The organism is Actinokineospora auranticolor (assembly GCF_041897805.1).
Taxonomy (GTDB): Bacteria; Actinomycetota; Actinomycetes; order Mycobacteriales; family Pseudonocardiaceae; genus Actinokineospora; species Actinokineospora auranticolor.
Map to the genome: position 1 here is coordinate 2,454,938 of NZ_CP154825.1, position 25,585 is coordinate 2,480,522.

Below are 25,585 nucleotides of genomic sequence, written 5' to 3' on the forward strand. Positions count from 1 at the left end.
GCCAGGCAGCGGTGACTGCGGAGAGGTCTTCCTCTTCGTCAACAGCCACTGTCGGTTCGTCGCCTCGCGCGACGCTGTCCCAGGCGGCGCGCGGTGTGAACTCGGCTGGTTCGACGACGCCGAGCAGGATCAAGCCCGCGGCTGCCAAGCGTTCGCCGCGGGTCTGTTCCGGCGTTGTCATCAGGTGCCTTCGGGGTAGAAGTAGTGGTGTTTCCCGCCGATTTGACCGTACCGGGGGAGGTCGCGGTTCGGTGTGTCGCCCCAGCCGAAGTCGACACCGCTCGCCGAGGGATCGCCCTTGGGCTGGCCCGCGTGGAAGTGGGGGCCCTTGGCGCGTGGGTCGGCGGTGTGTTCGGCGATGACACGGGAGCCGTTCTCGGTTTCGAACTGCAGGTAGTTGCCGTGTGAGCCTTGGTCTTCCGAGTGCCGGTATCCCGGTTCGCCGCGCCTGGTGGGGTCGTTGCCGACGGTCCAGGTGGCGTCCGGTTCGGTGCCGCGTGGAATGCCGGCGCGGTCGTACGCGGCGTCGAGTGCGTCCTGCCTTGAGGTGAAGTCCCGGTTGTCGACGCATCCGGACAGCCCGAACGGGTCGATCAGGTAGGTCGATGCTGATGGAAGCGCCCGCCCGGTGGTGGAGCTGTGTGAGCGGTAGCCTGGATCCCGCTTCCCATTCCGCTCCGACTCTGACGAACACCGAGGTCCGCGCCGTGTGCAGGTCGACTGCGCGGTATCCCGAGTCGGTGCGGATCAAGCGGATGCGTGGTCCGTGTTCCGGTAGCTCCGCGACCTCGTCGGCGACACGCGGGTAGCGCAGACGCCTCCCGTCCTCGGTGAACAACCACACCGCGTCAGCCGTCACCTCGACCCGCTGGTCCAAAGTGGATGACCAGGACGGACCGAACAACTCGCCAGAGCGGTAGTTCGACTGGTGGTGACGCTCCAGCACCAGCGGCAGCACCCCGGGCAGCGACAGGTCGGTGTGGGTGAGCACCACCTCGCCGGTGGCCACGTCGATCGGGTCGTCCTTGCAGAATGGCCGGTCCGACGACCGGGACGCCACGCGTGGATCGTCCAAGTGCGGGTTCGCCCCACGGGCCGAGGGAACATCGCCCTTGGTTGCGGCGGTACGGTGTGCGGTGGGGGAGTGGTTGCGACCGGTGCGGCGGAGGTTCTTGAGCTTGTCGGCGATCTTGCCGAACAGCGTTCGGAGTTTCTCCAGCAGCGGGGTGACCTTGCGGATCGTGCCGGTCACCTTGGCGATGAGCTTGCTGACCTTGGTCATCGCGTTCGACACGGCGACGGTGATCTGGCCGACGACGATCGGGGTGGCCAAGCCGAGGGTGAATGCCTCCTCCAGCAGCCACTGGACGGCGTTGCCCACCAAGCGGGCGATCAGATCACGCACAGCGGAGCGGACCGCGGCGACGAGCGCGCCCATGATCGTGGTACCGGTGGACAGGCCGCCCGCGACCGAGGACGCCGAGGCCAAGGCGTCGGAGACCTCGGCGGCGTGCGCACGGTAGGCATCAGCGGCGGCACCTTGCCAGCCAGTGAGGTCACGGGAGACCAGATCGGCGTGGTCCTGCTGGATGGAAGCCAGTTCCCGGGAGACATTGTCCCAGGTCTGGCCATAGGAGGCGATCACGTCCGGTTTGCCCGCGAGCCAGTCCAGCGCCTGGCGCAGTGGCTCGAAGTGCTCCATCAACCACCCCGCACCCGCGGCGAACAACGCCCCGAATGGATTCGCCACGGTGTCCGCGACATCCATGCCGAACGCCACCGCACCCATACCGCCCTCGACCCAGTCACCCGAGGAGATCCCCTGATAAGCCGAGACGGCGTCCTCCGCGATCGGGATACCGGAGTACCCGGTCGTGGAGTCCTTGACGGCGGCGACCAGGGGGTTGCTCACGCTCCACCGCCGTACATCGCGGTATTGGTGTCCTCGGTGGTGCCATAGCCGGTGGCGGCGCCCTTGAGGTTGTCGATGTCGTTGCCGAGCGTGTCGATCCCGGCGGAGATCATGTCGGCACCCAGTGACTCGAACGGGTCCAGCAACCAGGCGAACGGCCTGCCCAGCACTCCGTAGGCGTCGTTGTCCATGCTCACCTGCCGGGCTGCGGACAACGCGGTACCCAGCCGCTCTTCAATCCCGCCAAGGTTGCCCGCGTGCCCAGTCAACTCGCCCGCAGCCACGTCCATGTTCTCGGCCATCGCCCTGTCCCCTGTCAGTCCCCGTGGCGGAACACTGTCCTGCCCTCGAAGTCGTCTTCCTCCAGACGCCGCGAGCCTGGCTCCGGTTCCGCGGTGTCCGGCTCCGGGAAACTTGCCCGCGCCGTGTCCAGTAGGTGACTGACCACTCCGTCTCCGGCCAGCCCCTCCTCCGCCGCGACCCGTTCCATCAACTCGGGCAACCGCGCCTGCGCCTGCCGCAACGTCGCCATGATCAACCTCGACACCTCGACCATCGACCGCCCCTTGGCCGACTCGTCCAGCGTGATGTCAGAGGGCAAACCACGCGAATCCACGGTGACCCGCACCGGACCGGACTCCTCGGTCACACTCAACCCGGCCACCCGCTCCGTGACCTGCCGAACACGAGCCAACCGCTCCTGGCCCGCATGCTCCCAGTCGACCACCATCGCCTCGACCGCCGACAACTCCGAGGCCGGATCACCCGACACCGCATCCTCCTCAGGAAAGCAACCACCCAAGTACGCCGACCCATCTTGACACCAAACGTCGGACATCCTCCGCCACGACGCAGGATCGGCGTTGCGATGTCCCGGTCCCGCAGGTGTTGTGAACGCACCCGGTAGCGCGCTGACCCCGCACCCCTGGCGCGAGGTGACGTCATCGACCGAGCGCCACTCGTGGTCGACGGCCGAAAGTCGTGATAGCGGTACATGGAAGCATGGCCAGTAAACGCAGTGTCTCAGTATGACGCTGCTGGTCAAATAGATGACCACTTGTCTTCGCGGGAAGACGCGTCTCCTTGGCCCTCAGTGGCGGCCGAACGTGGCCCTGACCAGCGGAGACAGAGAATCCGCTGCGTGTGGGGGAGTGGTTCACGCAGGTTGAACGCACTTGACGGTCGGTCAAGTAGGCACAACTCTCCAGCTTCGCTCCTCATGGGACGCGTTGGACCACCCAAACCCGTTTGCGCGAGATGTCACTATCGACACCTGCGGAGGTGGCAATGGTCAACTTCGCCACCTCCGCGGGCGCGCGAGCAGCATGAACTTCTGCGTGCCGACCCCTGGGTTGCCCCGTTTAATCATGTCGACCAGAAGTTGTTGCAACGTTCTACTCTTTTGGGGAGACGTCAACCTCGTTGTCGGCGATTACGGCCGAGTTCCTTGTTTGGATAGAAACTCGTAGAAGTCCGTTGAGGTTGACTGAACACTACCGTCGTCGTGGTTCCAAAAAGCAATATGACACTGACAGGTACCAGCAACTACTGGGAATCCCCACCAGTCCCCAGTTCCTACGGGGGCGACGGCGATGAAGTCCGGAATCTGGAACTCGCCGGTATTTACCGACAATAGGTTGTCGTCATGAACGTGCTCGGATTTGACGGGCACTAGTTCTAGATATCCGAATCTGCCGCCGCCGTGTCGAATCATGAACTCCCGATACTTTGCGGGAAGCTCAACCCCGAGAGTTTCTTCGATCTCTTTGATTTCACTCTCGGTAGTTGGTGTTAGTTCGAACAAGCTGTAGTCGGAGGAGGGGTCGTTTCGCCTGTGCGCCTCAATCGCTTGATCGATCTGTGCTTCAAGTTCTGCCAGTTCCACGCCCTGCTCCACACGCTAGCGATATATCCGACTACTTGGGAAGATTATCGTACCATGTTTGTGTGGGGAGGCTGCCCCATCCTTGTTCTTGCGACCTGTACCACCAGTGCAACTGGCGATCCTCTACTCGCATTTCTGCGGTCACGCCTTGGTTGCTCTTGTTACGGTGAAGGTTGGTTCCCTTTCCACGGTGTACTTGGCGATCGAGTTCGTGGATCGCCGACCCTGGCATTTGATCGGCATGGTGCAGTTCGATATTGTTTCCCAGTCGCTTCGGAGCAAATCCATGAGCCGCGCCCTGGATATCCCTCTTCGTCCACGGGCCGATAGCGCGGATGGCATCATCCGCGGGTCCTGTGCCAGTGCCCCCGGTGGGGCAGTTGTGCACAAGCGCCGAAATGCCTCCCGCGACGACATAGTAGGTGTGGAAGGTGTCGACGGTGAGGTTGTGTGCGCGCTGTGCGGCGTACCGATGGTCGACCTTGATGACAGTGGCGGTGCGGCCATCGGTTTCGAGGACCTGAGAACCGGCCCGAAGTTCCGCAGCGATGCTCCATCGCGCCGAGTCGGCTAGCCAGAACGGATGTCCATCGGTGGCGGAGATGGTGGCGCCGTTGGACATTGTGATGTCGACGAGGCGCTTATCCCCTTGTCCGGCGATCGTCCCGACGACTGCCTGAGGCGTCGTTTCTCCGGTCTCGGGGTTCGTGGCCAGGACTTGATCGCCGAGTTTCAGTTGTTCGATCGGTCTGGCGCTGCCGTCGGCCAACAGTACCAAGGTGCCGGGTGTGAAACTGTTACAGCCGCTCAGGGAAGCGAGTCTGCGTTCGGCTTCCTCGACACGGCGGAGGTCACCCATGGCTTTGTCTCGGCGGCGGAGCCAGTCTTTGGCGTTGCGGATGGCGTCGATGATCTTGTCGACGATCTTGCCCGCTTTGAAGATTTTGGTCCAGGGGAGGGCGGAGACGATCTCGTAGCCGCATTCGAGGATGTTGAAGTCCTTGACGCAGCTGTCGACGATGCCCTTGATGCCGATCATTTCCTGGAGGGTGTCGCCTGCGATCTGGATGGCGACGTCGACCCAGCCGCGTTTGTCGGCGGCGAGTTTTTTGGCGTCCTCGTATTCCTGGACGCTCATGCCGGATTCCTTGACGGCGTCGGCCTTGTTCACGCCGCCGCCGCCGTCCCAGGGCGGTTCGATCCAGATGCGGTAGACGTAGACCTGGACGGTCCAGTAGACGACCGCGACGAGTTGCATCATCGGCACGAAGAGGCCGATGAAGAACATCGTCCACACGAACGTGGTGTGGGCGACCTTCTCGGTGACCGTGACGGTTTTCCAGTAGAGGCCGGAGGGGCAATGCCACTAACTTAAGCAAGAAGCTGCTATTATTTTCGGGTGGCTCGCGTGGTGCAGGTTCGTGGTGGTGTCGTTGATTCGTCGGCTGTTCGGTTGACCGATCGGATCTCGTTGGGTGTGTTGGCGGAGGTTTTTCCTCGAGATGTGATCGAGGATGTGTTGAACGAGACGGGCCGTCGCGAGTTGCGGTCTCGGTTGCTTCCCGCGCATGTGGTGGTGCGGTTTTGTTTGGGGATGTGCCTGTTTTTCGATGATGATTACGAGGAGGTGATGCGGAAGCTTGTTGGGTCGTTGCGGTCTATGGGTTCGTGGCGTGGTGAGTGGAATGTTCCCTCGACGGCGGCTATTTCCAAGGCTCGGAAGCGGTTGGGGGTCGAGCCGTTGAGTCTGTTGTTTGAGCGGGTCGCTGTTCCGGTGGCGGGGCGGGGCGCCACAGGGGCGTGGTTGGCGTCGCGTCGGTTGATGGCGATGGATGGGTTCTCCGTGGATGTTCCGGATACGCCCGAGAACGCGGCGGAGTTCGGTCGACAGCGTAATCAGTCGGTCGAGTCCGCGTTTCCGCGGGCGTTGATGATCGTGTTGGGCGAGTGTGGTTCCCGCGCGATCGTGGGGGCCGCGATCGCCGGGTGCCTGACCAGCGAGAAAACTCTCGCGAGAGACATCATCGGGTCTGTCGAGCCGGACATGCTGGTGATCGCAGATCGGGGATTCTACGGTTTCGATCTGTGGAACGAGTTCCGTCGTACTGGCGCTGACCTGCTGTGGAGAGTGAGTTCGGCTGTCACGTTGCCGGTGTTGGAGTGGTTGCCCGACGGTTCGTATCGCTCGATCCTGGTCAGTTCGGCCGTGCGCCGAGGGCGCCGGGATCGGCTGATCGAGAAGGCCCGCCGCGGCGAGGATTGTCGTTCCGAGGATGCGCAACCTGTTCGGGTGGTCGAATATCAGGTTCCCGACCGGGCGGGTGACGGGGCAGCCGAGGTCGTGTGCGTGGTGACGTCGATTCTCGACCCGGCCGAGGCGACCGCCATGGAATTGGCTCTCGCCTACCATGAACGCTGGGAATGCGAGGGTTTGATCGATGAGATGAAGACCCATCAACAAGGATCGGGTAAGACGCTGCGGTCGAGATCGCCCGACATGGTGCGTCAGGAACTGTGGGCGTTCCTGCTCGCACACTATGGCATTCGGCGTTTGATGTGCTCGGCGGCCGACGAGGCCGACGTCGACCCTGATCGACTGTCCTTCATGCGGTCTCTTCGAGTCATCCGACGCCAGGTCCCCGCCGAGGCGGATTTTTCCCCCTGAACGCCAAGCGAGAGCGTTATCGGAGACCCGCGCGGAAATCAACGAGAGACACCTCGCGGCCCGAAGGCACCGAACGTACCCCCGTGTGGCCAAACGTGGACGCCATAAACGCTACCCCACCAAAAAGGGCAAACATCAAGGCGTTCGACATCAGGGTCCGGCCACCATCAGAATCCTCGCACCTAGCCTAAGTTAGTGGCATTGGGCCGGAGGGGTCGGAGTTGGTGACGGGGGAGTTGTTGGCGTAGGCGAACCCGTTCATCTGTTGTGGGTCGTCGGTGTCGAGCACCGGGTCGACGGAGATGAACCTGCCTGTTGCCGAGTCGTACTGGCGGGCGCCGAGGTTGGTCAGGCCGGTGTCGTCCTTGGTGCCGCCGACGAATCCCTTGTCATCCGGCCATGTCGTGGGTGACGTGCCGCGGGGTTTGCCGAACGGGTCCTGCCTGCGCTGGTTGACCTCCAGCGTGTCGGACTTGACCGTGGTCACCGACGTGCCCTGGTGATCGCCGAGCTGCCAGAACAGCCCGCCGTTGGCACCGCTGGTCCTGACTGCTACGACGGAACCGCCGTGGTCGTAGTACCGCCGTGCAGTGAGGTTCTTGGTGCTGTTGTTCAGCACCAGTTCCATGCCACCGAGGTAGAGCGTGGTGGTGGCCGCTTCCCGCTTGATCAAGCGGTCGCCGTCGGCGTCGTAGAGGTAGTTGGACTGGCGGCCGTCGTGCTCGGTGACCTTCTCGGTGTGGCCGAGGGGATCCCACTCCAGGCGCTGGGTCGAGCCCGACACCGTGCGAGCGGTCGTGTTGCCGGTCGGGTCGTAGTCGAAGGTGTCTTGCGAGGTCCCGCCTGGACCGTTCTGGGTGACCGACCGCAGGGTGTGCGGCTGGGCACCGTTCGGGCCGCCATAGGCATAGGTCCGGACGGTGTCGCCGTTGGACCTGTGGTCGGTTTCCTTGGTGCGGTTGCCCGCGATGTCGTACTCGTAGTCCTGCCAGTAGGGCGCCGGTCCACCGAGTCCGGCCACCGTCGGCTGTGCCTGGCAGTCGCCGTTGCCGGGGGTGAAGGCCCGGGTCATTCGCTTGAGGTAGTCGTGGCTGAAGCATTGCGTGTCGGGCAACGCCCCGGGTGGGCCGTCGGTCAGCTTGGTGATGTTGCCCGACGGGTCGTAGCCGTACTGCCGCTTGGCGATGTACGTGTTGCCTTGGACGTTGCGCTGGACGTCGACGCCGGAGAGCCGCCGGGTGCCTTCCTCGTAGAACATCGAGGTGTAGACGGTTTTGGACCCCGACCCCTGGGTGAGCCGCAGAACCTCGCCATACTTGGAGTACAGCGTCTCCGGCACGTACTTCTCAGCGCCGTAGGTCTCGGTCGGCAGACCAAGCTCGTTGTACTTGTGGAGAACGACTTCCGCGCCCAACCCACCCGCGGCGGGCTGCACAGTCGAGGTGAGCCGACCGGTGCGAGAGTTGTAGGAGGCCTTGAAGTCGTAGTTCCCGGTGAGCTTGTCCTCGCCACCGGGAACCTCGACCCTGGTCTTCGTCGCGCGCCCGGCGGGGTCGAACTCCAACACCTTGTTGACGTAGGACTTGTCACCCGCGTATCGGGTCGAGGAATCCAACAGACCCGGTTTGATCGCGTCATAGTTCCACGAGGCGACCTTGGTCTCCGCCTGTCCGGTCCCGCGCCGCTCGTACTCGGCGACCTTGCGGCCCAGGACGTCGTACTCGGACCGGATTGACATGCCACGGGCGTCGGTCGTCGTGTCGACCTGGTCCACTGCCGTGTAGGTCGTGCGAGTGGTCCCGGCGTCCGGGTCGTGCTCGGCGGTCTTGCGGCCGAGCGCGTCGTACTCGTAGCGCCACACCGACCCGTCCGGGGCGGTGATGGTGTCCTGGAGACCGCGGGCGTTGAAGGCGTACCTGGTCGAGTCGTACGCGCCGGTGGGTTGGCGCCCGTGGTACTGGCGCTTCTCGGTGGCGCGGCCGTGGACGTCCCGGATCACCGTGGTCGTCGTGCCGCCCAGCGGCGGGATGACCGTGGTGCGGTCACCGCCGTAGCTGGACGAGGTACGCCACTGCTCGACGCCGAGTCTGCGGTAGATGACCTCGGTTTCCCGGCCGAGGGCGTCGAACTCGGTGATGGTCTGGTTGGGAACCGCGTTGTCCAGCGGTTCGAAGAGCGCCTTGCCGGGCTCGCTCTCGTTGTAGTAGGCCCCGTTGACCCGGTACTGCTGGCCCCGGGAGTCGTAGCGCCAGTCGTTGAGAAGACGACCGCCCGCGACGGCGGGGAGTTGCGTCTGTCGCTCACGCAGCAGGCCGTCGTAGAGGGTGTAGGAGGCGATGTAGTTGCCGTCTTCGCGCAGTGACTTGGAGGTGACGACAGTCGGTGCGTCGGTTCGGTACTCGTACTCGTAGACCGAGCTGGGCAGTGACGGGTTGTCGGCCTTGGCGTGGCCGGGCGCCCAGACGCGCACGGTCCGGCCTAGCGGGTCGTATTCGATGTCGGCGCGTCGGCCGCTGATGTCGGTCTCGTTGAGCGCCAACGACCGGGCCGGGTCCATCTCGGTGACCGCGCTGAACCCCTTGGGGTCGGTCTTGGTCACCGTGCGGACACCGAAGTCGCCGCCGGCAGGGGTGTAGGCGGTCTTGGTCTTGCGTCCTTCGGAGTCGACGACCTCGGTCGGTCGACCCAACTCGTCGTAGGTGGTCCGCTGCGTGAGCTGCCACGCCGTGCCGGTCCAGCGCTCCGTGGCGGTCAGGTTGCCCTTGGTCGGCGCGGCCCCGTAGGCGAGGCCGTCATAGCTGGAACGGCTCTCTGCCAGCAGATCCGCTGCCGCGCCCGGCCAGTCGGAGCAGGGTTTGGCGGTAGAGCGGATCGACGCCGGGCGGGTGAAGATGTGCGCCGACTCGTTGGTTGCGTAGGTGGTCGTCGCGCAGGTTTCGTCTCCGGTGACGGCGGTGTCGCCGGCGTCGTCGACCTTGGTGGTGTTGCCGCGGTCGTCGAAGGTGTTGACCACGGCGGTGTGCCGCCATGAGCCGTCGCCCATCAGCGTCCGACCGCGGACCTCGGCGGTGTTGGTCATGTACGCCTTGTCGTCCCCGGCGGTCGCGGTCGGCCCGCGTACCCAGGGGATCTTCACCGACACCGACTCCAGGGTCGGACCGTTGTACGCCTGGGATTCCAGCGCGAACCCGGCCAGCCACTCGCTGTCGGTGTGCACCCGCCCGTCGGAGTCGGTGACCGTCACCGTGCGGTTGCCGTTGTTCGGCAGTCGGTCGCCGTCCATTCCGCGCAGGAACCGCTCGACTGTCACGCTCTGCGTGGTGCCCGGTTCACCGACTGTGGTCTGGACCTTGCCGTAGCCGCGCCATTGCGACCACGTGCGGTGGGCCATGTCGGTGAAGTCGTTGTCGTCGAAGTGCCAGGCCGGGTTCTCGAGGTAGTCGTAGTGCGTCTTCTTCAGCGCCGAGTCACCGGTGCGGTCGTCCTCGGTGATGTCGGTCGCCACGTACTTGTGGAACCAGCCGAGCACCTGGTCCTGACCGAACTCGGGCAGCCACCAGCTCGGGAAGCACCGTTTGGCGTTGGACTCCGGGTTGGCGGGCATGTTGGTGCCGTGCACGCATTCCCGGTCGGAGTACTTGACCTCGGTGATGCCGCCCGCTTCGTTGCGCACCCGCTCGACCCGGAACCGGGTGATCGGCGGCAGCCCATCACCGGCCTCGACCCGGTTGGGCATCGAGCGACCGTGGAAGAGGATCTCTGGCTGTGACAGGGTTCCGCCGACGTGGCCGGTCATGGTGATGCCCGCCAGCCAGATCGCGGGGGAGAGGCCGTCCCCGGTGTCGGGGAACTCGTGGCGCAGCGTCCACGAGTCGACGTCGCGCCACTTCACCTCGGCGGGCACGTCGTCGCGGCGGACCTGGGTCAGGACCTTGACCAGGCGCTTGCGGGTGAAGAACGACGGCGAATACCGGTTCTCGCACCGCTCGCCCGCTTTGCAGATCCGGTCGAACGGCACATCCGGCCACGACTTCGCCGTGTCCTTGGTCAGCTGGTCCGGGTTGCAGGCGAACGTCTGGGTGGGCAGGCACCGTTCGGCGGTGTCGAACCACACCCGCGACGGTGCGGGGGCGAACAGGTCGGTCGACACCACGAGCTGGCGAACGCGACCTGGTTGCAGTCCTCACCCGCGTGGTTGCCGAATACCGGAACCGTGTACGCCGAGTTCGTCTCCGGCTTGCCCGCCGCCCAGCCGGGAAGCCGGTTGAGGCCGAGGAAGTACTGGGTACCGTTGGTACTGGTGATCTTCCAGTGCTCACCGTTGTTGTCGCCATTGGTCGCGCCGGTCAGCAGTTCGACCTTGGAGCCGTCGTCCTGCTTGGGCCGCCAGATGTTGCTGGTACCCACCCGCACCAGCTCCGCGGACACGCCGTTGAGCGACATGATCGCGTTGTCGGTCTTCCAGCACAGGTCGCCGGTCTTGCGCTGACCGTTGTTGCCACCGAGGTCGTCGGCGCACGCTTGGTAGCGGCGCTCGATGAACCCGCCGCCCGCGCTCAGCTCCCAACCATCACCGGGCAACCCGGCCTGGTTGTTCGACGAGCTGGTACGGCCGTCGATGGTACCCGAGGAGTAACCGAGGCCTATCTTCGGTGCGATACCGGCGGTCGGTGGTGGGACCCGCAGTGGGATCGAATACGTGAAGTCACCGCTGGAACCACCCGCCGACCACTGGCCCGCGGGGGAGAGGTTGGTGGCCCCGAAGGATCCGCCCGCTCCGGACGGGGCCGCGGCGACCGCGAACACTGCGGACGACGACTTCTGGCCCTCAGGCAGAGCCACGTCCGCGGTGACCGCGCGTTCCTTGACGTTGTTGGTCGAGTGGACCGGCGTGCCGGTGCGGCACTCGGTCCGCTCCGGCGTGGTCGCGGCGCAGTCCGGCAACCGCACCAATGTCAGGCGAGAGCCGTAGTCGCCGCCGTAGGCGTTGGCGAACTCGCGGTAGTCGACACGCACCGACAGCGGAGACCCCGCAGCGCCGCCAGCGTCGTTCACCGAGAACACCAAGCCGGTCACACCGGCTTTCGCCGAGTGGGCTTGGTCGAAAGTCGACACCTTGACCTTCGACCCGGCCTTCGACGTCAACGCGGCCGGCGCGGACACCGACACCGGCAGGTTCCCGGCCTTCTGGAAGCTCACCGCGGGCTTGCCCGCCAAGGCGATTTCGGCTGAGGCGGAACCCGGCCACCGGGTCTCCGCCACCGGCTTGCCCACGGCCTTGTCCACCTCGTTGGGCGGCACGGGCCTGGCCTGGACCGGTCCTCCCGGCACGGACTTCTCTTGCTGCGGAGCGGGAAGGTTCACGTAACTCGGATCGCCCACCGCGGGAGGCGCCTGCACGAGCGTGGCCGTCAAGACCACGCTCATGCACCACGCCATCCCGGGTACCAGGCGTCTAGCGGGCATACCTGACCCCCAAAGGTCGTTTCAATGTGGGGAAACTCAGTTCTGGACGGGCAGCTGGCCGATGAGCTCGTCGGGAAGCGCGCCGGAGTAGACCCGCACACCCCGCACGGCACCGAGGAACGGGTCGACGGCCTGGCCACGCCACACGCCGCCACCGATCATCAACTCACCCGCGCCGTTCCAACCCGTGACGCCCGCGGTCAATCCCGCGAACGCGCCATCGACATACATCCGGACCTCGCGCCGCGCGTGGTCATAGACCGCGGTCAGGTGCACCCACCTACCCGACTCCACAACATCGCTCGCGGGGGCCCACCAGACACCGTCCTGGGTCTCGCTGTGGGAGACCTGCAGGGACCACTTCTTCAACTCGGGCCGGTATTCCAGCATGAACGGCGAGTTGCGCGTGCCACGCAGGCTCACCGCCGCGTACGCCGCGTACTCGGTGGTGTCGAGCCGCACGAACGCCGAGACCGTGTAGGAGCGGTCGGTGCGCAGGGTGGGCCGGGGAGCGTCGACGGCACCGTATCCGGCGCCGAGTTGCCCGGTGAACTTGACGGCGTCCTCCCCGCCGACCTGCGCCCACGTAGCGGTGCCCGCCAGGGTCGCGTTGCTGTTCGTGACGAGGTCCGTGGCAGTGGTACCGGAACCCTTGCTCAGGGGGTAGTGCGCCCGGAGCACGGATTCGTTGGCCAGCGCCGCCGCCTCGCTCGGCACGAGGACGCGTTGGTACGCGCGGACGTCGTCGATCGCGCCTGGGAAGGTCTCGATGCGGTTGCCCGCCCACTGTGAGGCGCCGACTTGCAACGGCCCGGAGGCCGACCAGGTGCTGGTGTAGGTGACCTTCACGGCGAAGGCGCCGTTGACGTAGAGCCGCAACTCGCCCACACCGTGGTCGTAGACACCGGTCAGGTGGGTCCACGCGCCGATCTGCGCGTTCTCGGGTGAGATCGCGCGGGCGTGGACCGGCCCGCCACCGTCCTGATCGCGGCTGAACATCACGATGGCCCACTTGCCGTCGGGCGTGGCCTGCAGTTGGAAACCGCTGTTGCGCGAGCCGTCCTGGGTTACGACACCGGCCCAGTTCCCGGTCTGGTCCAGCCGCGCCCACGCCGAGACCGAGTAGCTGGTCGCGGTGTCGAGCACCGAGGTGTTGGTGTGCAGGTACTTCCCATTGCCCACCGGGGCCGCCTGACCGAGGTAGCCGGTCGCCGTCGTGGTGGCGCCGCCCTCGGCGACCAGAGTACGACCGCCGGTCGAGGAGTCGACCAGGTTGCCGTCGAGCTTCCAGTGCCCGTTCAGGCTCCCGGTCAACGGGTCACCGGCGTTGACGTACACCGGGTAGCGCACGATCGGCGACCGGTTGCCCGCGCGGTCGACGGAGCGCACGAACACGTTCAACGCGCCGCTGGCGGTCGGCGTCCACCGGAACACCCCGGATCCACCCGGCGCGTCCGCGGCGATCCGAGTCTGGGGGTCGTCGTTCTGCTGATCGGTGACCGACCACAGGAAAGCGACGGCGTCGGCGGTCCCGTTCGCGGACACGGTGAACGTACCGGTCTGGCCTACCCCACCCGCCGGTGTCTGCTGCCCGCCGCCCGGGTAGTCGGTCGACGTGATGGCAGGCACGCCTGGCGCCACCCGATCGATCTCGAACTCGCAGTTGCCCACCCACCGGGAACTCTGTCCACCGTCATTGGCGTAGAGGGACCAGTTATAGACACCGTCGACGATGACACCCGAGGGGACCGTGACCTCTGAAAACGATCCGGACGGCACGTTGTCCTGCGTCGCGTTCCACACGAGTTGGCTGTCGCCGACCGGTCCCCGGTGCAGCGCGTACCGCACGCTCAGCATCCCGTTGTCCGGATCCGAGACCTTACCCCGCAATCGGGGCGTGGGGGTCGCGACGAACGGCCGGGTGCCACCGGTCACGCACGGGATCAGGCCACCCTCCATACCCAGTTCCGCGGGCAGGCTCGGGTAGCTGTTGTAGACGACCTCGAGCACCGGGTCCAGCGCGAACTTCCGCCAATCCTCCTGCCTGGCCTCGTTCTTGGCCCGCAGCATGAACGTCACCGTGGCCCACCCCTCAGCGGCGGCCGCGCGCACGGGGCCGTCGACAGGCACCTCGGCGGCGCCGTCACTGGGGCAGTACGCGGCGTTGTTGGCCTTGCCGATGTCCCCCTGCTTGGCACCAAGCGCGGGCTGGTGGTTCCAGGTGGTGTCCCACCCCACCCCCCAGGCGTGCCACAACTCGGTCGGACCACCCGCACAACCCCACGAATGCACCACCCGCGGCCGCACCTTCGCCCGGTGGATCACCTTCCCGTGCATCGCGGCCACGGTGAAGTCGAAGTACGAACGCGAGATGTACCCGTTCTGGTACCCCGCCTTCAAATCGCCGAGGTCACCGCTGGTCTTGTTGAAGTTGTGCTCATCCGGCCACGCACTCTGCACCACCGCGTGGTTGAGCTTTGTCCCCGCCCACCAGTACTCCGGGTCGATCATCACCGGAAACACCCGCTCCTGCGCGGTCAGGTACCCCGGATCCGGCCGCACCACCGTGGCCTCGGGAGTGACCTCGAAACCCATGGTGGACAACGAACTCGCCGACCTGCTCGCCGACGTGGCGGCGACGCGCACCGACGAGTCCCACATGCGCGAGGCGTCACCCCCGAAGACAACCGCCCCTTGCTCGTCGACGACCTCGATCTTCCCCTCGGCGGTCGCCCGAGGCGTCACGCCGCGGGTGTGGTGCGGGAACGAGATCTCCTTGAGCCGGGAATCCGCAGCCGCCTCACGGTTCTTGACCACCAACAGCTGGCTGAACCCCTTGCCGGTCACCCGCACCGTCAAGTCGACACCGGGCAACACCTCCGGATAGGTGGCCACCGCACCACTGAGACGAGGCGCGGGAAGCGCGCCGTCCCAACCGATCCCGATCTCCTTGCCGTCCCTGACCGCGACAGCGAGCCGATCACCCGCTCCACCGCGGGACAGCCGCACGTCGACCGCGGCCGCCTTCGGCCCCACCGACCCGTCAGCTCGCACCTCGAGCGACAGATCGATCGGAACCCACTTGCCCTCCCGCCTGACCCGTTGCGGCTCCAGGCTTTCCCGCCTGGTCAACGTTCCATCAGGGTTGGCCACCACCTCCGCGGTCTCAGTGGTCTCTTCCACCACCGCCACCGGCCGCCCGCTCTCCCCGCCGCGGCGATGGCCGCGGACTCGGGAGTACCGGGCTTGGCAGCCGCCTCGGCGATCGATGGCACGACCGCCACTATGGATAACGACAGCGCCGCACACAGCAGCGCTCTACCAGACACCATCAAGTGACTCCCCCGGACCAAGTCCTGAATGCGCACCCCGGGTGACGCACCGGACACGTCGTGTCAACAACAGATGGTTACCAGGAACCCTCAAAGATCGTCAAAACGTATCGTACGTAGATCTTGAAAATCACCAACCATTGCCACTTTGTCCGTCTTGTCGGACATCGTGGGCCCAATCAGGCAACCTTCTTAGCGACACGCTGCCTGGCCAGCGGATTTCCGCCACCACCGTCCACAAGATCCCGTCACGCCGGGTGGTGGACCACTCCGGACCACTCCACGCTGTTCGCGATCCACCGAGGCAAAGTTCACTATCCGCACACCGCGCTGCCGCAGCGCGACCTCATCGCCGACCGGCCATGATCAAGTATCTAGCGCACAGAAGGCTGTACAACGTCGAGCGGCCATTCGGGTGCAGATCCAGGCATCTTGTGCGGTTGCCAGACGTCGTACTCCAACGGATTGGAGGACGGCCCTCCGCCAAGCGGTACCCGACCGGGGGGAGCTGTGGCCGCGGGTGGTCGAGTGGGCGGAGGAGCAGCAGGCCCTCGGCATGGTCTGCGCCGCCAGCCCACTCGCGCGCAGCGCACCATGAGAGGTGGTGCCGCGTGGATGAGCGCCCCCGGCGTCTCCACCGCTCTGGGCGATGTGGTGTTACCAGGATCGTCCGCGAGTAGAGTGGGCTCATTGGTCAGTGTGCTTCTGCTAGTCGAGACGTGGCAAAGCAGCGAAGATGACCCCATAACCCCGCGGAAGATGCGGCTCCTTGGCCCCCAGCGGCGGTCGAACATGGCCCCGACCAGCGAAAACAGAGAATCCGCTGCGTGTGGGAGAGCGATTTGCGTAGGTTGTGCGCAGTTGTCGATCGGTCGAGTAGGTGCAACTCTCCGATGTGGCTCCTGCGCCTCCGTGGACCAACACGTGGTCGCCCTGGGTGCCTCGGTTGGAGCAGCCGCGACTCGGATTTGGTGTTCTCGCTTGAAGTCATAGCTCGATGGCAACTCTGAGTGGTGCGTGGTAAAGGTCGGTTCACGACACCGCCCTGGTTAACCGGCACCGAGATCGAAGATGCGCTTTCCGCTATCCACTATCCGCGAGCGGACTGCCACGCCTAGGGGTTCGTCGATCCATCGGGTCGATGGAGTCACCACGACCCTGTCATGCTACTGGTCAAGTAGAGCCACAGTAGTGAGGAGTTGATCGTGTCCGCCGATTTGGAACGGCTCACCGCTGAGTTCGAGGGGTTCCAGGCCCGGATCAGGCAAGCTGAGGCGAGGTTCAGCGGCGTCGGGCAGATGCAGGAGCAACTCGCTGAGTTGGAGGTCGTGGCGATCTCGCCCGATCGGTCGGTGCGGGTCGTGGCGGGCGCGGGCGGTGCGGTCAAGGACATCCAGCTGACCCCGGACGCGCTTCGGCAGGCTGCGCCCACGCTGGCCGCCGCGATCATGACCACCCTGCGCGAGGCGGTCGCGGAGGCTGTGCGTCGGCAGGTGGCGATCGTCGACGAGACCGTGGGTGGTGAGCTCGGTGCCAACACCTCCGAGCACGTCCGCCAGGCACAGGCCGAGGCGTGGGCAGCCGGTGCGGGAACCGCTACGCAGTACCAGCCGTCACAACCTCGCGCGGCGCGCTCGGACGACGACGACTTCAGCCACGATTCCATCTACGGATCACGAGGATGACGATGACTGCTCCGAACCACACGAACGTCGATCCGTCCGCTCTGACCGCCTATGCGAGGCAGCTCGGCTACTACGAGACCGAGGCGGTCAACTTCGGCAGGGTCATCGACGCCGCCGACGTGGACAACGAGGCGTGGGGCGTCATGGGCGTGTGGGCCAAGAAGTCGTATGCCGACAAGCTCGCCGACCTACGATTGCTGTTGGCGGACCTGCAGGAAGGCGTGACGGCGCTGTCGGACAAACTGCTCGACACCGCCGCTGTCTACCAGGGCACCGAGGATGACGCGGTCATGCGCTTCGGCGCGCACGAAGTCGCCATCGACGGCCCGCGCTAGGGAGCACCGTGACTAGTCCCAAGAAGAGCATCGCCGAGACGCTCAACGTAACCGAGTACGACGAGAGCCTCGCCGCGAATGCCGACCGCGCGGCAGAGAAGACGCCCGTGGTGGGCAACGTGTGGAAGGCGGGCAAGTCGATCGCCGAGCACGCCCAGCAACTCACCTCCGCCGACGACCTCGGCGACCTCGCCGCCGCATCCGGTCAACTGGCCGCCGATGGTGCCAAGTTCGTCTCAGGCGCCGCGGTGGACGTCACGTTCTTTGCCATGGACCCCATCGGCTGGTTAGTCAGCCACGGCCTGGACATGCTGCTCGAACTGGTCCAGCCGCTGCAGGACGCCCTGCACCAAGTGTCCGGTGACGGCCCGGCGATCGGCCATGCGGCGGAGAACTTCGTCGAGATCGCCCAGGGCTTCTCCGCTCTCTCCGAGGACTTCATCGTCACGGGCGACTCGGCCCTCGCTGACTGGCAGGACGAAGCGGGTGATGCTGCTCGTGCCGCGTTGGCCGACTTCGCCACCGGCATCAGCGGCGTAGGGTCGACCGCGGGTTCGGTCGCCGAGGTCCTGCGAATGTGGTCCATGGTCATGGTGGTCATCGAAGAGGTCATCAAGGCCATCATCTCCGAGCTGGTGTCCTGGCTGATCACCATCTGGCTCCCCGCGCTGGCCTCCTCGGTCATCACGCTGGGCGGTTCCGTCGCCGCCGCCATGACCGCCTCGATCGCCAAGGCGGCAAGCGTTTTCGCCAAGGTCACTAAACACCTGGGGGTCTTCGGCAGGCTGCTCGACGACTTCATGAAGTTCCTGCAGAAGTACGCGGGCAAGATCGAGAAGGTTGCCGAGAAGTTCCGCGTCGGCAAGCTCGTCGAGAAGGGCCAGCGCGGCACCCCCGTGGTCGGCAAGGTGGCCGAACACGACGTCTTCATTCCCAGCCGCCGGGTGCTCACCACAGCGTTCGGTGCAGCCTCGGGCGTCGCGCCGTTGGTAACGGGGGTGGGAATCAAGAGCGGCATCGGCGCCGCCAAGAGCGTGGGCAAGGAGACCTACGAAGAGCTGCGCTCCGACGGGCCCGCGTTCAATGAGAGCGGCATCGGCGGCGACCACGACGTGGAGGAGACGCGGCGCAACCTTGAGATGTAGGTTCGCGCGCACCCGATCGCTGTAGGCTGAGACCTCGTGGAGCGAACGATACCGGTGTACCGCAAAGAGGTCCGGGAGCTTGTGGAGAACCAGTGGCGCGAGACGGCCACAGTGGTTCTCCTCGGCGAGATGGCACCCGAGTACCGGGTTCCTGGTCGACGAACCGACGGCACAGTCAAGGGCACACGTCTCGTCCGCCGCTTCCTTCGAAACACCCTGCTCGTTCCCATCGGCGCGGTCGTCAACATAGTCCTGTCGATCGGCGGTGGTGGTGCAGCGAACATCTTTTCCAGAACCGGCCGCATAACCGGCACGGAGAACTCCGCTGGCGTGACATTTGCCGACACCTGCCGCACTGCCCACACCCCTTGGCTCGCGTTCTCCCAATCCCACCTGGCCCTGGTCGATACGGGCGACCCGTACACCACCCCTGGCGAAGCCTTACCAGCGAAAGTCCTCTGGCAGGCCACTGCTCCAGCCCTGCCTCGAATGTCGATCGCCAACCGGACCATCACCTGGTCCGACGGCTCGGAGTTGCGGTACCACTTAAGCATCGAAGAATCCAGAATCCTCAAGAACTCGCTTGGTGCCACATGATTCCTCCGGCGGGATCTCGATCCATAACCCGGGAGTCGAAAGCGATCGTCGTTGCGAGCATGCTCCCTTCATCGTTCACACGAATGGCGGGATGGAGATGGTCATGCGCCAGCCCGGGGAGCTAGCCAGATCGCCCCGGTGTACGCGCTGCCAGTCCAGCGACGACCGACCGGTTGGGGTGGGAGTCGCAGAGGAACGTTGACGTGGCACGAGCCAGAGTGGCCTGGTAGCGAGACGTCATAGTTCTTCGAACCGAGCATGCTGGGAAGCGCGACCCATGACCTCGCGGGAGATGCGTCTCCTTGGCCCTCAGTGGCGGCCAAACATGGCGCTGACCTGAGGAAATGTAGAATCCGCAGCGTGTGGGGGAGTGGTTCACGCAGGTTGAACGCACTTGATAGCCGGTCAAGTAGGCACAACTCTCCAGTTCTGCTCCAGCTCCGGTGTGTGTTCGATTCCCTGGCGGGAGTACCAAAGGATGAGAACGGGGCTGACCTGCGGATTCGCGCTGGCAGATTGGTTGTGGAGGCGCGCTTCGCGCTGGCGCGGCCAGATGTGTCAGGAGGCGGCGGAGGGTAGGTGCTGACCTGCTCGGCAGGACCAGTCGTACGGACGGGTCTTAGCTTCGCGTGCTGTGAACGTCCGCTTCTCCCGATGAGTGGTGTTGGCGAGCGTCAGGACGGGTGAATGTCGAGCAGGTGCGGTGACGGGAGCTCGGTCCTTGTCGTGTCCGTGACGCTGGCGGCGACCGTTGAACCGGACCACGATCAAGTGGCTGAATGACCGAAACCGGGACGCGGCCAAGGCCGAGTGCCGCAAGATCGACCCGACCTACTCCGCCAAGGGCCGGGACTGCGACGAGTTCCCGTTCGCCGCGACTTGGCAGGGGGCGTCGGCGCAGCCAAACCCGGACCGGGGGCGCTTCTCGGCCTGCCCGGTCAACTCCGACCAGAACCAGGCCGCAGGACGGGAGTTCCAGACCTGGTACGGGGTCGACCGGATTCTCGACGTGTTCGACCCGTTCTACGTCCGGATCGACGGGACTCCGCCGCCGGACAAGCAGACTGGATGTTTCACGTATCCCTGATGTTGAACGCGTGGGGCTCGTGTTTGGCGAGCCCCACGTGGGTTAGGGTGGGCTATGGATCCCTTGTGCCTCACGGTGGTCAGTGGTGTCCCAATTTGTGTCGCGCTGGATCGGTACGGTGGATTTCCGCTTGATGGTGTCGAGATGTCGTTTGACGAGGCAGGGGAAGCTCAGGAAGCGGCCTATCCGCGTGATCTCGGTTATGCGTTGTTCGCCGAGGTGGGAACTTGGTCGATGCTGCTGGAGAACAACGGGTTCACGGGAGCACGGCCTGAGACGTTGCGGCGGTTGTCCGTCGGCGGCGAGGCGCTGACCGCGTATTGGAACGTGACCGCCGTGAGTCGGGTGAGTCACTGGCGCGACGGAGTCGAGTTGACGACATTCGAGTTCGGGGAATTCCCAGACACGCGCGGAGTCGACCAAGCAAGCTTGGACCGGTATCGACCGGGCCTGGACTTCGTGGACGACGGTCGGGAGTCCGCGTTGACGATGGTCGGCAGAGCCATCGGCGCCGAGGTCACGGCCGACTGGTTGGCGCGACGGCGCCAGGCGGCGTTGCTGGTGTCGCACGAGGTGTTCCGGCTTGGTGATCCGGACTCGTTGTTGGCGGCGTACGCGGATATCCGGCCGGATGCGGAGTTCGTCCAACGTGCGGTCCGGGCGGCGTGCTCGGACACCGGCGTGCTGCGACACGGGCTCGTAGCACGATCACTCACCCTGCAACAGGATGATGCCGTCCAGTATGTGCTGTCTTTGCACGCCAGAGAACTGGCGCGGGACGCGGCGGTGGTCGGTGGGCGGGCCGAGGGGATGGGGATGGCCCGGGCGGTCGCGGCAGCAGCGGCGCGGCTAGGCGCAATGCCGGTCGGTTAGGTCATGGCGGGGCTGTAGCCTGCGGTGGTGGATCTTGGGTTGGGTGTGCGCGAGGGCGGCGGTCTGGCCGACCGGGCTGCGGTTGGTGTGCTGACTCGGATGTTTCCGGTGGAGTTGGTCGATCGGGTCATTGACCAGTATTGGCGTCGGGAACAGCGGACCCGCGCATTGCCTGCTCGGTTGGTCTTCTATTTCACGCTTGCTTTGTGTCTTTTCCCGAATGAGTCGTACCGGTCGACGATGAAGATTCTCATGTCGGCGTTCGGTCGTGGAGGGCAGGGCTATCGGGTACCGACGACCGGTTCGATCGGTGATGCTCGTCGTCGTCTGGGTTCGGAGCCGATGGAGACCGCGGTGCGGGCGGTGATACGACCGAGAGCGTGCCGGGAGACGATAGGCGCGTGGTATGGGGATTGGTTGTTGACGGCGGTTGACGGGACGACGTTCACGGTGCCGGATACCGAGGAGAACGATCGCGAGTTCGGGCGACCCGGTTCAGGGCGCGGCGAGGGAATGACGGCGTATCCTCAGATTCAAGCGGCGTGTGTGGTCGAGTTGGGAACCCACGCGGTATTCGATGCCCGGATGGATGGCTATGCCGCCGCGGAAACGATGTTGATCGAGGAGATGTTCTCTTCATTGCGGCCGGGTATGCTGGTGTTGGCCGACCGGCACATCTACTCGTCCCGTCGCTGGGCCAAGGCCGTGGATACCGGCGCCGACCTGCTGTGGAGAGTGACCGCGAACCTCGCCCCACGGCCGGTGGAGAGACTATCGGACGGTTCCTGTATCGCCGAGATCACCCCGCCGAGGAGTTCGGGCCAACCATCTTTCCGGCTACGGCTGATCGAGTACCGATTGCCGTGGACGGAGGAGGTGTATCGGTTGGTGACCACGATCCTGGACCCGCTTCTGGCGCCCGCGAAGGAACTGGCCGCGCTCTATCACGAACGGTGGGACATCGAGGGCTTCCTCAAACAGATCAAGAGTGTCCAACTCAATACCGAGAAGATCTTCCGGTCGAAATCGCCCGACGGGGTACGGCAGGAGTTCTGGGCGCATCTGGCGGTGCACTACGCCACGATGTGTGTGCAGGTCGACGCCGCCGATCACGCGAAGCTCGATCCTGATCGGATCTCACACAAAAACACGGTACGCGTCATCCGGTCCCGTATCTGGGCGCCGGGATCTTTCCCCCCTCACGCACAGCGATGACCACTATCGGATGTTGCTGATCGAGGTCGGCAGCGAGATCAACCCGGAACGCCGCCACCGGAGCTACCCGCGGGTGATCAAACGGAAAATGAGCAACTTCCCGGTCAAACGCGCACGACACCGACAACAACTCCGAAACAGCCGACCACCCCACTCGAACATCACCCTCACCCCGCCCAGCAAGACCCGACACCGCCGCCGACCAGCCGAAACCACCTAACCGACCGGCATTGCGGCTAGGCGGGGAGAACGCGGCAGCGGTTGTACACGCGATCGGGGCGGTGGGTGGTGACTATCGTCGGTTGGTGGGATTGATGTGACGCCCGGGCAAGGTGCGCCTGCGGTCCTGCTCGCGTGCCTGCCACCCAATCTTCCTCCCAGCGCGCTGGCAGCTGCCGAGGTAGTGAGGCCCATTGACCTTCGGGGAGTCGGAGCAGGCTTCAAGCCGACCCCCTAACTCGGCTGGGCGCCACTACAGGTCGGGATGCACTTCCATGACCTACGCCACACCCGCCAGACCTAGCTGATCGAGGACGGCGTCCCCCCGCGTCCCGCGCCTGTTCTGCCTAGCGACCCAACCATGCACGAGGTGGTCTGCCATGGGTTTCTCGGACAGTGGTTAGTGGGGTTTCAGGCTGCTGATGGTGTTGTGTGGTAGAGGTTTTCGGCTTCGTTGGGGGTGATGTAGCCGAGGGTGGAGTGGAGTCGGGTGTGGTTGTAGAAGAGTTCGATATAGGCGGCTATTTCGTGGCGGGCTTGCGTGTGGGTGTGATAGGTGGTGTGGTGAACGAGTTCGTTTTTGAGGGTGGCGAAAAATGATTCCGCGAGTGCGTTGTCCCAGCAGACGCCTGTGCGTCCGAGTGATGGTGTGATGTTGTGCTCGTCGAGATGTTCGCGGAACTCGGCGGAAGTGTACTGGGTGGATTCAACCGGTCGTCGCAACACTTTGATCGTGGAGGAGTGGTGTTGTGGCACAAGGGAGAGCGCGGGCGGCGATCGCGGCGGGTCGTCCGCCGTTGATGTCTCCGGGGCGGCCGCCGGTCAATCGTGATGAGGATCGACGTCGTTTCTGGGGGTTGATCGCTGGTGGACTGTCCAGTGAGGATGCGGCGGTCGCGTGTGGCGTGTCGATGCCGTTGGGGACGCGGTGGTTCCGGGAAGGTGGTGGTATGCCGTCGATCAGCCTGGCCCCGCCCTCGGGCAGATTTCTGTCGTTCGCCGAACGTGAAGAGATCGCGCTGTTGCGAGTGCGGGAACTTGGCGTCCGGGAGATCGCTCGACGGATCGGCCGTTCTGCATCGACGATCTCACGGGAACTGCGACGCAACGCGGCCACCCGTGGTGGCGCGCTGGACTATCGAGCCTCGGTTGCGCAGTGGCATGCCGACCGGCAAGCCCGACGCCCGAAGGCGTCCAGGCTGGTGGTGAACGAGCAACTACGCGCATATGTTCAGGAACGGCTGGCGGGGCGCGTTCGCCGCGCGGACGGAACGCCGGTTCCCGGACCCGCGACCGCGCCGTGGAAGGGAAGGAACAAGCCGCAGCGGCAAGACCGCCGATGGGCGTTGGCGTGGAGCCCGGAACAGATCTCTCGCCGGTTGATGGTCGATTTCCCGAATGACGAATCCATGAGAATCAGTCATGAAGCGATTTACCAGGCGCTCTACATCCATGGTCGTGGCGCCTTGGAACGGGAGCTGGTTGCCTGCCTGCGAACCGGTCGCGCATTGCGAGTGCCCCGCGCTCGTGCTCGGCGGCGTCACGACGGCATGGTCACCCCCGAGGTGATGATCAGCCGGCGGCCCGCGGAAGCCGAGGACCGTGCCGTCCCCGGGCATTGGGAGGGAGATTTGATCATCGGTCTGGACAAGTCCGCGATCGGCACCCTCGTGGAGCGCTCCACTCGTTACACGATGTTGCTGCACCTACCCCGCATGGAAGGTTACGGAACCGAGCCGAGAGTGAAGAACGGCCCGGCCCTGGCCGGACACGGAGCCGCGGCCGTCCGAGACGCCATCACTTCGACGATCACCACGCTGCCCGCGCGATTGCGGCGATCCCTGACCTGGGATCGGGGAAAAGAAATGGCTCAGCACGCCACCCTGCGCCTCGACACCGGCGTCGAGGTCTACTTCGCCGACCCGCACAGCCCATGGCAGCGCGGAACCAACGAGAACACGAATGGCTTGCTCCGTCAATACTTTCCCAAAGGAACAGACCTGGCCCGATGGAGCCTCAACGAACTCACCGCTATCGCCGCCGTACTGAACAGCCGACCTCGCAAGACACTCAATTGGAAGACGCCGACCGAAGCACTCAACCAACTGTTACTCTCCACACAACAGGACGGTGTTGCGACGACCGGTTGAATCCACCCTGGGTGCCGCGGTCGGAATGGAAGATGGCGTCGAGGGCGAGCGTGGTGCGGGTGGCGGCCATGGTGATCGCGTCACGGACGAGGCTGGTTTTCAGATGGTCTGCGCAGGACCAGCCGATGATTTTCCGGGTCGCGCAGTCGATCACGGTGGCCAGGTAGAGCCACCCTTGTCCGGTGGGGATATAGGTGATGTCGCCGACCAGTTTGTGTCCTGGGCGGTCCGCGGTGAAATCGCGACGGACGAGATCCGGCGTGGCGTGGGCATCGGGTGCCGGAACCGTCGTGACCGGTCGACGTCGCCGCCCGACCGGGGCCAAGCCCAGCTCACGCATCATCATCCGCACGAGTTCGGCCCCGCACCTGTCGCCTCGGCGCGCCAACGCGGCGTGCACCCGCCGGTACCCGTAGGTGCGTCGGGATTCGGTGAATATCATCGCGATCCGCTTTTTGAGTGATTCCCGGCGCTCCACGGTGAACGATACCGGCCGCGCGCGCCAGTCGTGGAAACCCGATCAGGACACGCCCATCCACGCGCACATCGATGCTACCGGGTAGCTGCCTTTTTCGCCGTCGATGAACTCGTAGATCTCGCTCACCGATAGTCGCGGGCGAAGAAGGCCGCGGCTTTTCCCAGGAACTCGTTCTTCATGCGAAGTTCATGGTTCTCGCGTTCCAGTTCCCGCAACCGCGCGCGCTCGTCCACACTCAACGGGGTGGCCGTGGTCGGGTTCTTCTTTCGGTGCGTCTCCACCCAATTTCGCAGGGTTTGCTCGATCAGGCCCAACTGGCGGGCCGCCTCCGCGACCGATACGCCGGACTCGACCAATTTCACGGCCTCGTCCTTGAACTCCGGCGAGAAACGACGACGACGTTGACCCATGACATCTCCGATCATCCAGGACCCATTCTACTTGGGTCTGATGTCCGAGAAATCCATGGCACTCCAGAGGTCGTTAGTTGGGATGCCTTGACGCGGCTTGCGGATGGGTTGGTGGCGAGTCGGCCGGTGAG

General features: G+C 65.0%; 19 protein-coding genes and 2 pseudogenes. 9 read left to right on the forward strand and 12 right to left on the reverse strand.

What is annotated here, in order from left to right; translation table 11 throughout:
- Positions 1 to 180: 180 nt before the first annotated feature.
- The 6 genes and pseudogenes from V5P93_RS11255 to V5P93_RS11280 form a co-directional block, all read right to left on the reverse strand.
- Entirely contained in the window at positions 181 to 597 is a 417-nt protein-coding gene (locus V5P93_RS11255; RefSeq protein ID WP_104482539.1) for an HNH/endonuclease VII fold putative polymorphic toxin, read from the reverse strand.
- 220 nt (positions 598 to 817) lie between these two features.
- Positions 818 to 1,789: pseudogene (locus V5P93_RS11260) on the reverse strand (DUF6531 domain-containing protein); the annotation flags it as partial.
- A 119-nt stretch (positions 1,790 to 1,908) separates the two neighbouring features.
- Positions 1,909 to 2,214: a type VII secretion target gene (locus V5P93_RS11265; protein ID WP_104482479.1), complete on the reverse strand. Its 306-nt coding sequence runs from the start codon at positions 2,212 to 2,214 to the stop codon at positions 1,909 to 1,911.
- Positions 2,215 to 2,228: 14 nt separating this feature from the next.
- Positions 2,229 to 2,684, reverse strand: coding sequence for a YbaB/EbfC family nucleoid-associated protein (locus V5P93_RS11270; protein WP_104482478.1), 456 nt, complete (start codon positions 2,682 to 2,684; stop codon positions 2,229 to 2,231).
- 660 nt (positions 2,685 to 3,344) lie between these two features.
- Complete coding sequence (locus V5P93_RS11275; protein ID WP_181043837.1) at positions 3,345 to 3,797, reverse strand: SMI1/KNR4 family protein; 453 nt, start codon at positions 3,795 to 3,797, stop codon at positions 3,345 to 3,347.
- A 31-nt stretch (positions 3,798 to 3,828) separates the two neighbouring features.
- Complete coding sequence (locus V5P93_RS11280) at positions 3,829 to 5,085, reverse strand: polymorphic toxin-type HINT domain-containing protein (RefSeq protein ID WP_245931675.1); 1,257 nt, start codon at positions 5,083 to 5,085, stop codon at positions 3,829 to 3,831.
- A 120-nt stretch (positions 5,086 to 5,205) separates the two neighbouring features.
- Here V5P93_RS11280 and V5P93_RS11285 point away from each other — a divergent pair, with 120 nt between their 5' ends.
- A complete protein-coding gene (locus tag V5P93_RS11285; protein ID WP_374066480.1) occupies positions 5,206 to 6,462 on the forward strand; it encodes an IS4 family transposase in 1,257 nt (418 codons plus the stop codon).
- 187 nt (positions 6,463 to 6,649) lie between these two features.
- Here V5P93_RS11285 and V5P93_RS11290 read toward each other — a convergent pair whose 3' ends face one another.
- The 3 genes from V5P93_RS11290 to V5P93_RS11300 form a co-directional block, all read right to left on the reverse strand.
- Positions 6,650 to 10,612: an RHS repeat domain-containing protein gene (locus V5P93_RS11290; RefSeq protein WP_146108417.1), complete on the reverse strand. Its 3,963-nt coding sequence runs from the start codon at positions 10,610 to 10,612 to the stop codon at positions 6,650 to 6,652.
- Positions 10,510 to 11,793: a hypothetical protein gene (locus tag V5P93_RS11295; RefSeq protein ID WP_146108416.1), complete on the reverse strand. Its 1,284-nt coding sequence runs from the start codon at positions 11,791 to 11,793 to the stop codon at positions 10,510 to 10,512. Before V5P93_RS11295 ends, V5P93_RS11290 begins: the two co-directional genes overlap by 103 nt.
- 171 nt (positions 11,794 to 11,964) lie before the next feature.
- Positions 11,965 to 15,111 carry a LamG-like jellyroll fold domain-containing protein gene (locus tag V5P93_RS11300; protein ID WP_374065846.1) on the reverse strand — a complete coding sequence of 1,049 codons (3,147 nt, stop codon included), beginning with the start codon at positions 15,109 to 15,111 and terminating at the stop codon, positions 11,965 to 11,967.
- Between the two features lie 1,354 nt (positions 15,112 to 16,465).
- On the opposite strand from V5P93_RS11300, the gene V5P93_RS11305 reads away from it, so the two are divergent.
- The 7 genes from V5P93_RS11305 to V5P93_RS11335 all read left to right on the forward strand — a co-directional run bounded on the left by V5P93_RS11305 (position 16,466) and on the right by V5P93_RS11335 (position 22,197).
- Complete coding sequence (locus V5P93_RS11305; RefSeq protein WP_104483634.1) at positions 16,466 to 16,945, forward strand: YbaB/EbfC family nucleoid-associated protein; 480 nt, start codon at positions 16,466 to 16,468, stop codon at positions 16,943 to 16,945.
- A gap of 2 nt (positions 16,946 to 16,947) precedes the next feature.
- Positions 16,948 to 17,280, forward strand: coding sequence for a type VII secretion target (locus tag V5P93_RS11310; protein WP_104483633.1), 333 nt, complete (start codon positions 16,948 to 16,950; stop codon positions 17,278 to 17,280).
- Positions 17,281 to 17,288: 8 nt separating this feature from the next.
- The gene (locus V5P93_RS11315) at positions 17,289 to 18,425 is read left to right on the forward strand and encodes a hypothetical protein (protein WP_104483632.1); all 1,137 of its coding nucleotides are present in this window, start codon (positions 17,289 to 17,291) and stop codon (positions 18,423 to 18,425) included.
- Positions 18,426 to 18,479: 54 nt separating this feature from the next.
- Complete coding sequence (locus V5P93_RS11320) at positions 18,480 to 19,022, forward strand: hypothetical protein (RefSeq protein ID WP_104483631.1); 543 nt, start codon at positions 18,480 to 18,482, stop codon at positions 19,020 to 19,022.
- Positions 19,023 to 19,773: 751 nt separating this feature from the next.
- Positions 19,774 to 20,109 (forward strand): hypothetical protein, encoded by a 336-nt coding sequence (locus V5P93_RS11325; RefSeq protein WP_104483630.1) that lies wholly within the window; start codon positions 19,774 to 19,776, stop codon positions 20,107 to 20,109.
- Between the two features lie 54 nt (positions 20,110 to 20,163).
- Positions 20,164 to 20,982 (forward strand): DUF6461 domain-containing protein, encoded by an 819-nt coding sequence (locus V5P93_RS11330; protein ID WP_219824215.1) that lies wholly within the window; start codon positions 20,164 to 20,166, stop codon positions 20,980 to 20,982.
- A 45-nt stretch (positions 20,983 to 21,027) separates the two neighbouring features.
- Complete coding sequence (locus V5P93_RS11335) at positions 21,028 to 22,197, forward strand: IS4 family transposase (protein ID WP_374065849.1); 1,170 nt, start codon at positions 21,028 to 21,030, stop codon at positions 22,195 to 22,197.
- 630 nt (positions 22,198 to 22,827) lie between these two features.
- Here the strand turns inward: V5P93_RS11335 and V5P93_RS11340 are convergent.
- Positions 22,828 to 23,139: an integrase core domain-containing protein gene (locus V5P93_RS11340; RefSeq protein ID WP_181043874.1), complete on the reverse strand. Its 312-nt coding sequence runs from the start codon at positions 23,137 to 23,139 to the stop codon at positions 22,828 to 22,830.
- A 227-nt stretch (positions 23,140 to 23,366) separates the two neighbouring features.
- Between V5P93_RS11340 and V5P93_RS11345 the strand changes: the two genes are divergently transcribed.
- Complete coding sequence (locus tag V5P93_RS11345; protein ID WP_104482782.1) at positions 23,367 to 24,566, forward strand: IS30 family transposase; 1,200 nt, start codon at positions 23,367 to 23,369, stop codon at positions 24,564 to 24,566.
- Here the strand turns inward: V5P93_RS11345 and V5P93_RS11350 are convergent.
- A pseudogene (locus tag V5P93_RS11350) lies at positions 24,514 to 25,074 on the reverse strand (IS3 family transposase); the annotation flags it as partial. The gene V5P93_RS11345 and the pseudogene V5P93_RS11350 overlap by 53 nt on opposite strands.
- Before the next feature lie 92 nt (positions 25,075 to 25,166).
- Positions 25,167 to 25,469, reverse strand: coding sequence for a transposase (locus V5P93_RS11355; RefSeq protein ID WP_104482784.1), 303 nt, complete (start codon positions 25,467 to 25,469; stop codon positions 25,167 to 25,169).
- Between the last annotated feature and the right edge of the window lie 116 nt (positions 25,470 to 25,585).

Coding starts and splice junctions, on each gene's coding strand:
- V5P93_RS11265 (WP_104482479.1), bottom strand. CDS start 2,214: ATGGCCGAGAACATGGACGTGGCTGCGGGCGAGTTGACTGGGCACGCG.
- V5P93_RS11280 (WP_245931675.1), bottom strand. CDS start 5,085: ATGTTCTTCATCGGCCTCTTCGTGCCGATGATGCAACTCGTCGCGGTC.
- V5P93_RS11310 (WP_104483633.1), top strand. CDS start 16,948: ATGACTGCTCCGAACCACACGAACGTCGATCCGTCCGCTCTGACCGCC.
- V5P93_RS11330 (WP_219824215.1), top strand. CDS start 20,164: ATGGATCCCTTGTGCCTCACGGTGGTCAGTGGTGTCCCAATTTGTGTC.
- V5P93_RS11345 (WP_104482782.1), top strand. CDS start 23,367: ATGCCGTCGATCAGCCTGGCCCCGCCCTCGGGCAGATTTCTGTCGTTC.
- V5P93_RS11355 (WP_104482784.1), bottom strand. CDS start 25,469: ATGATCGGAGATGTCATGGGTCAACGTCGTCGTCGTTTCTCGCCGGAG.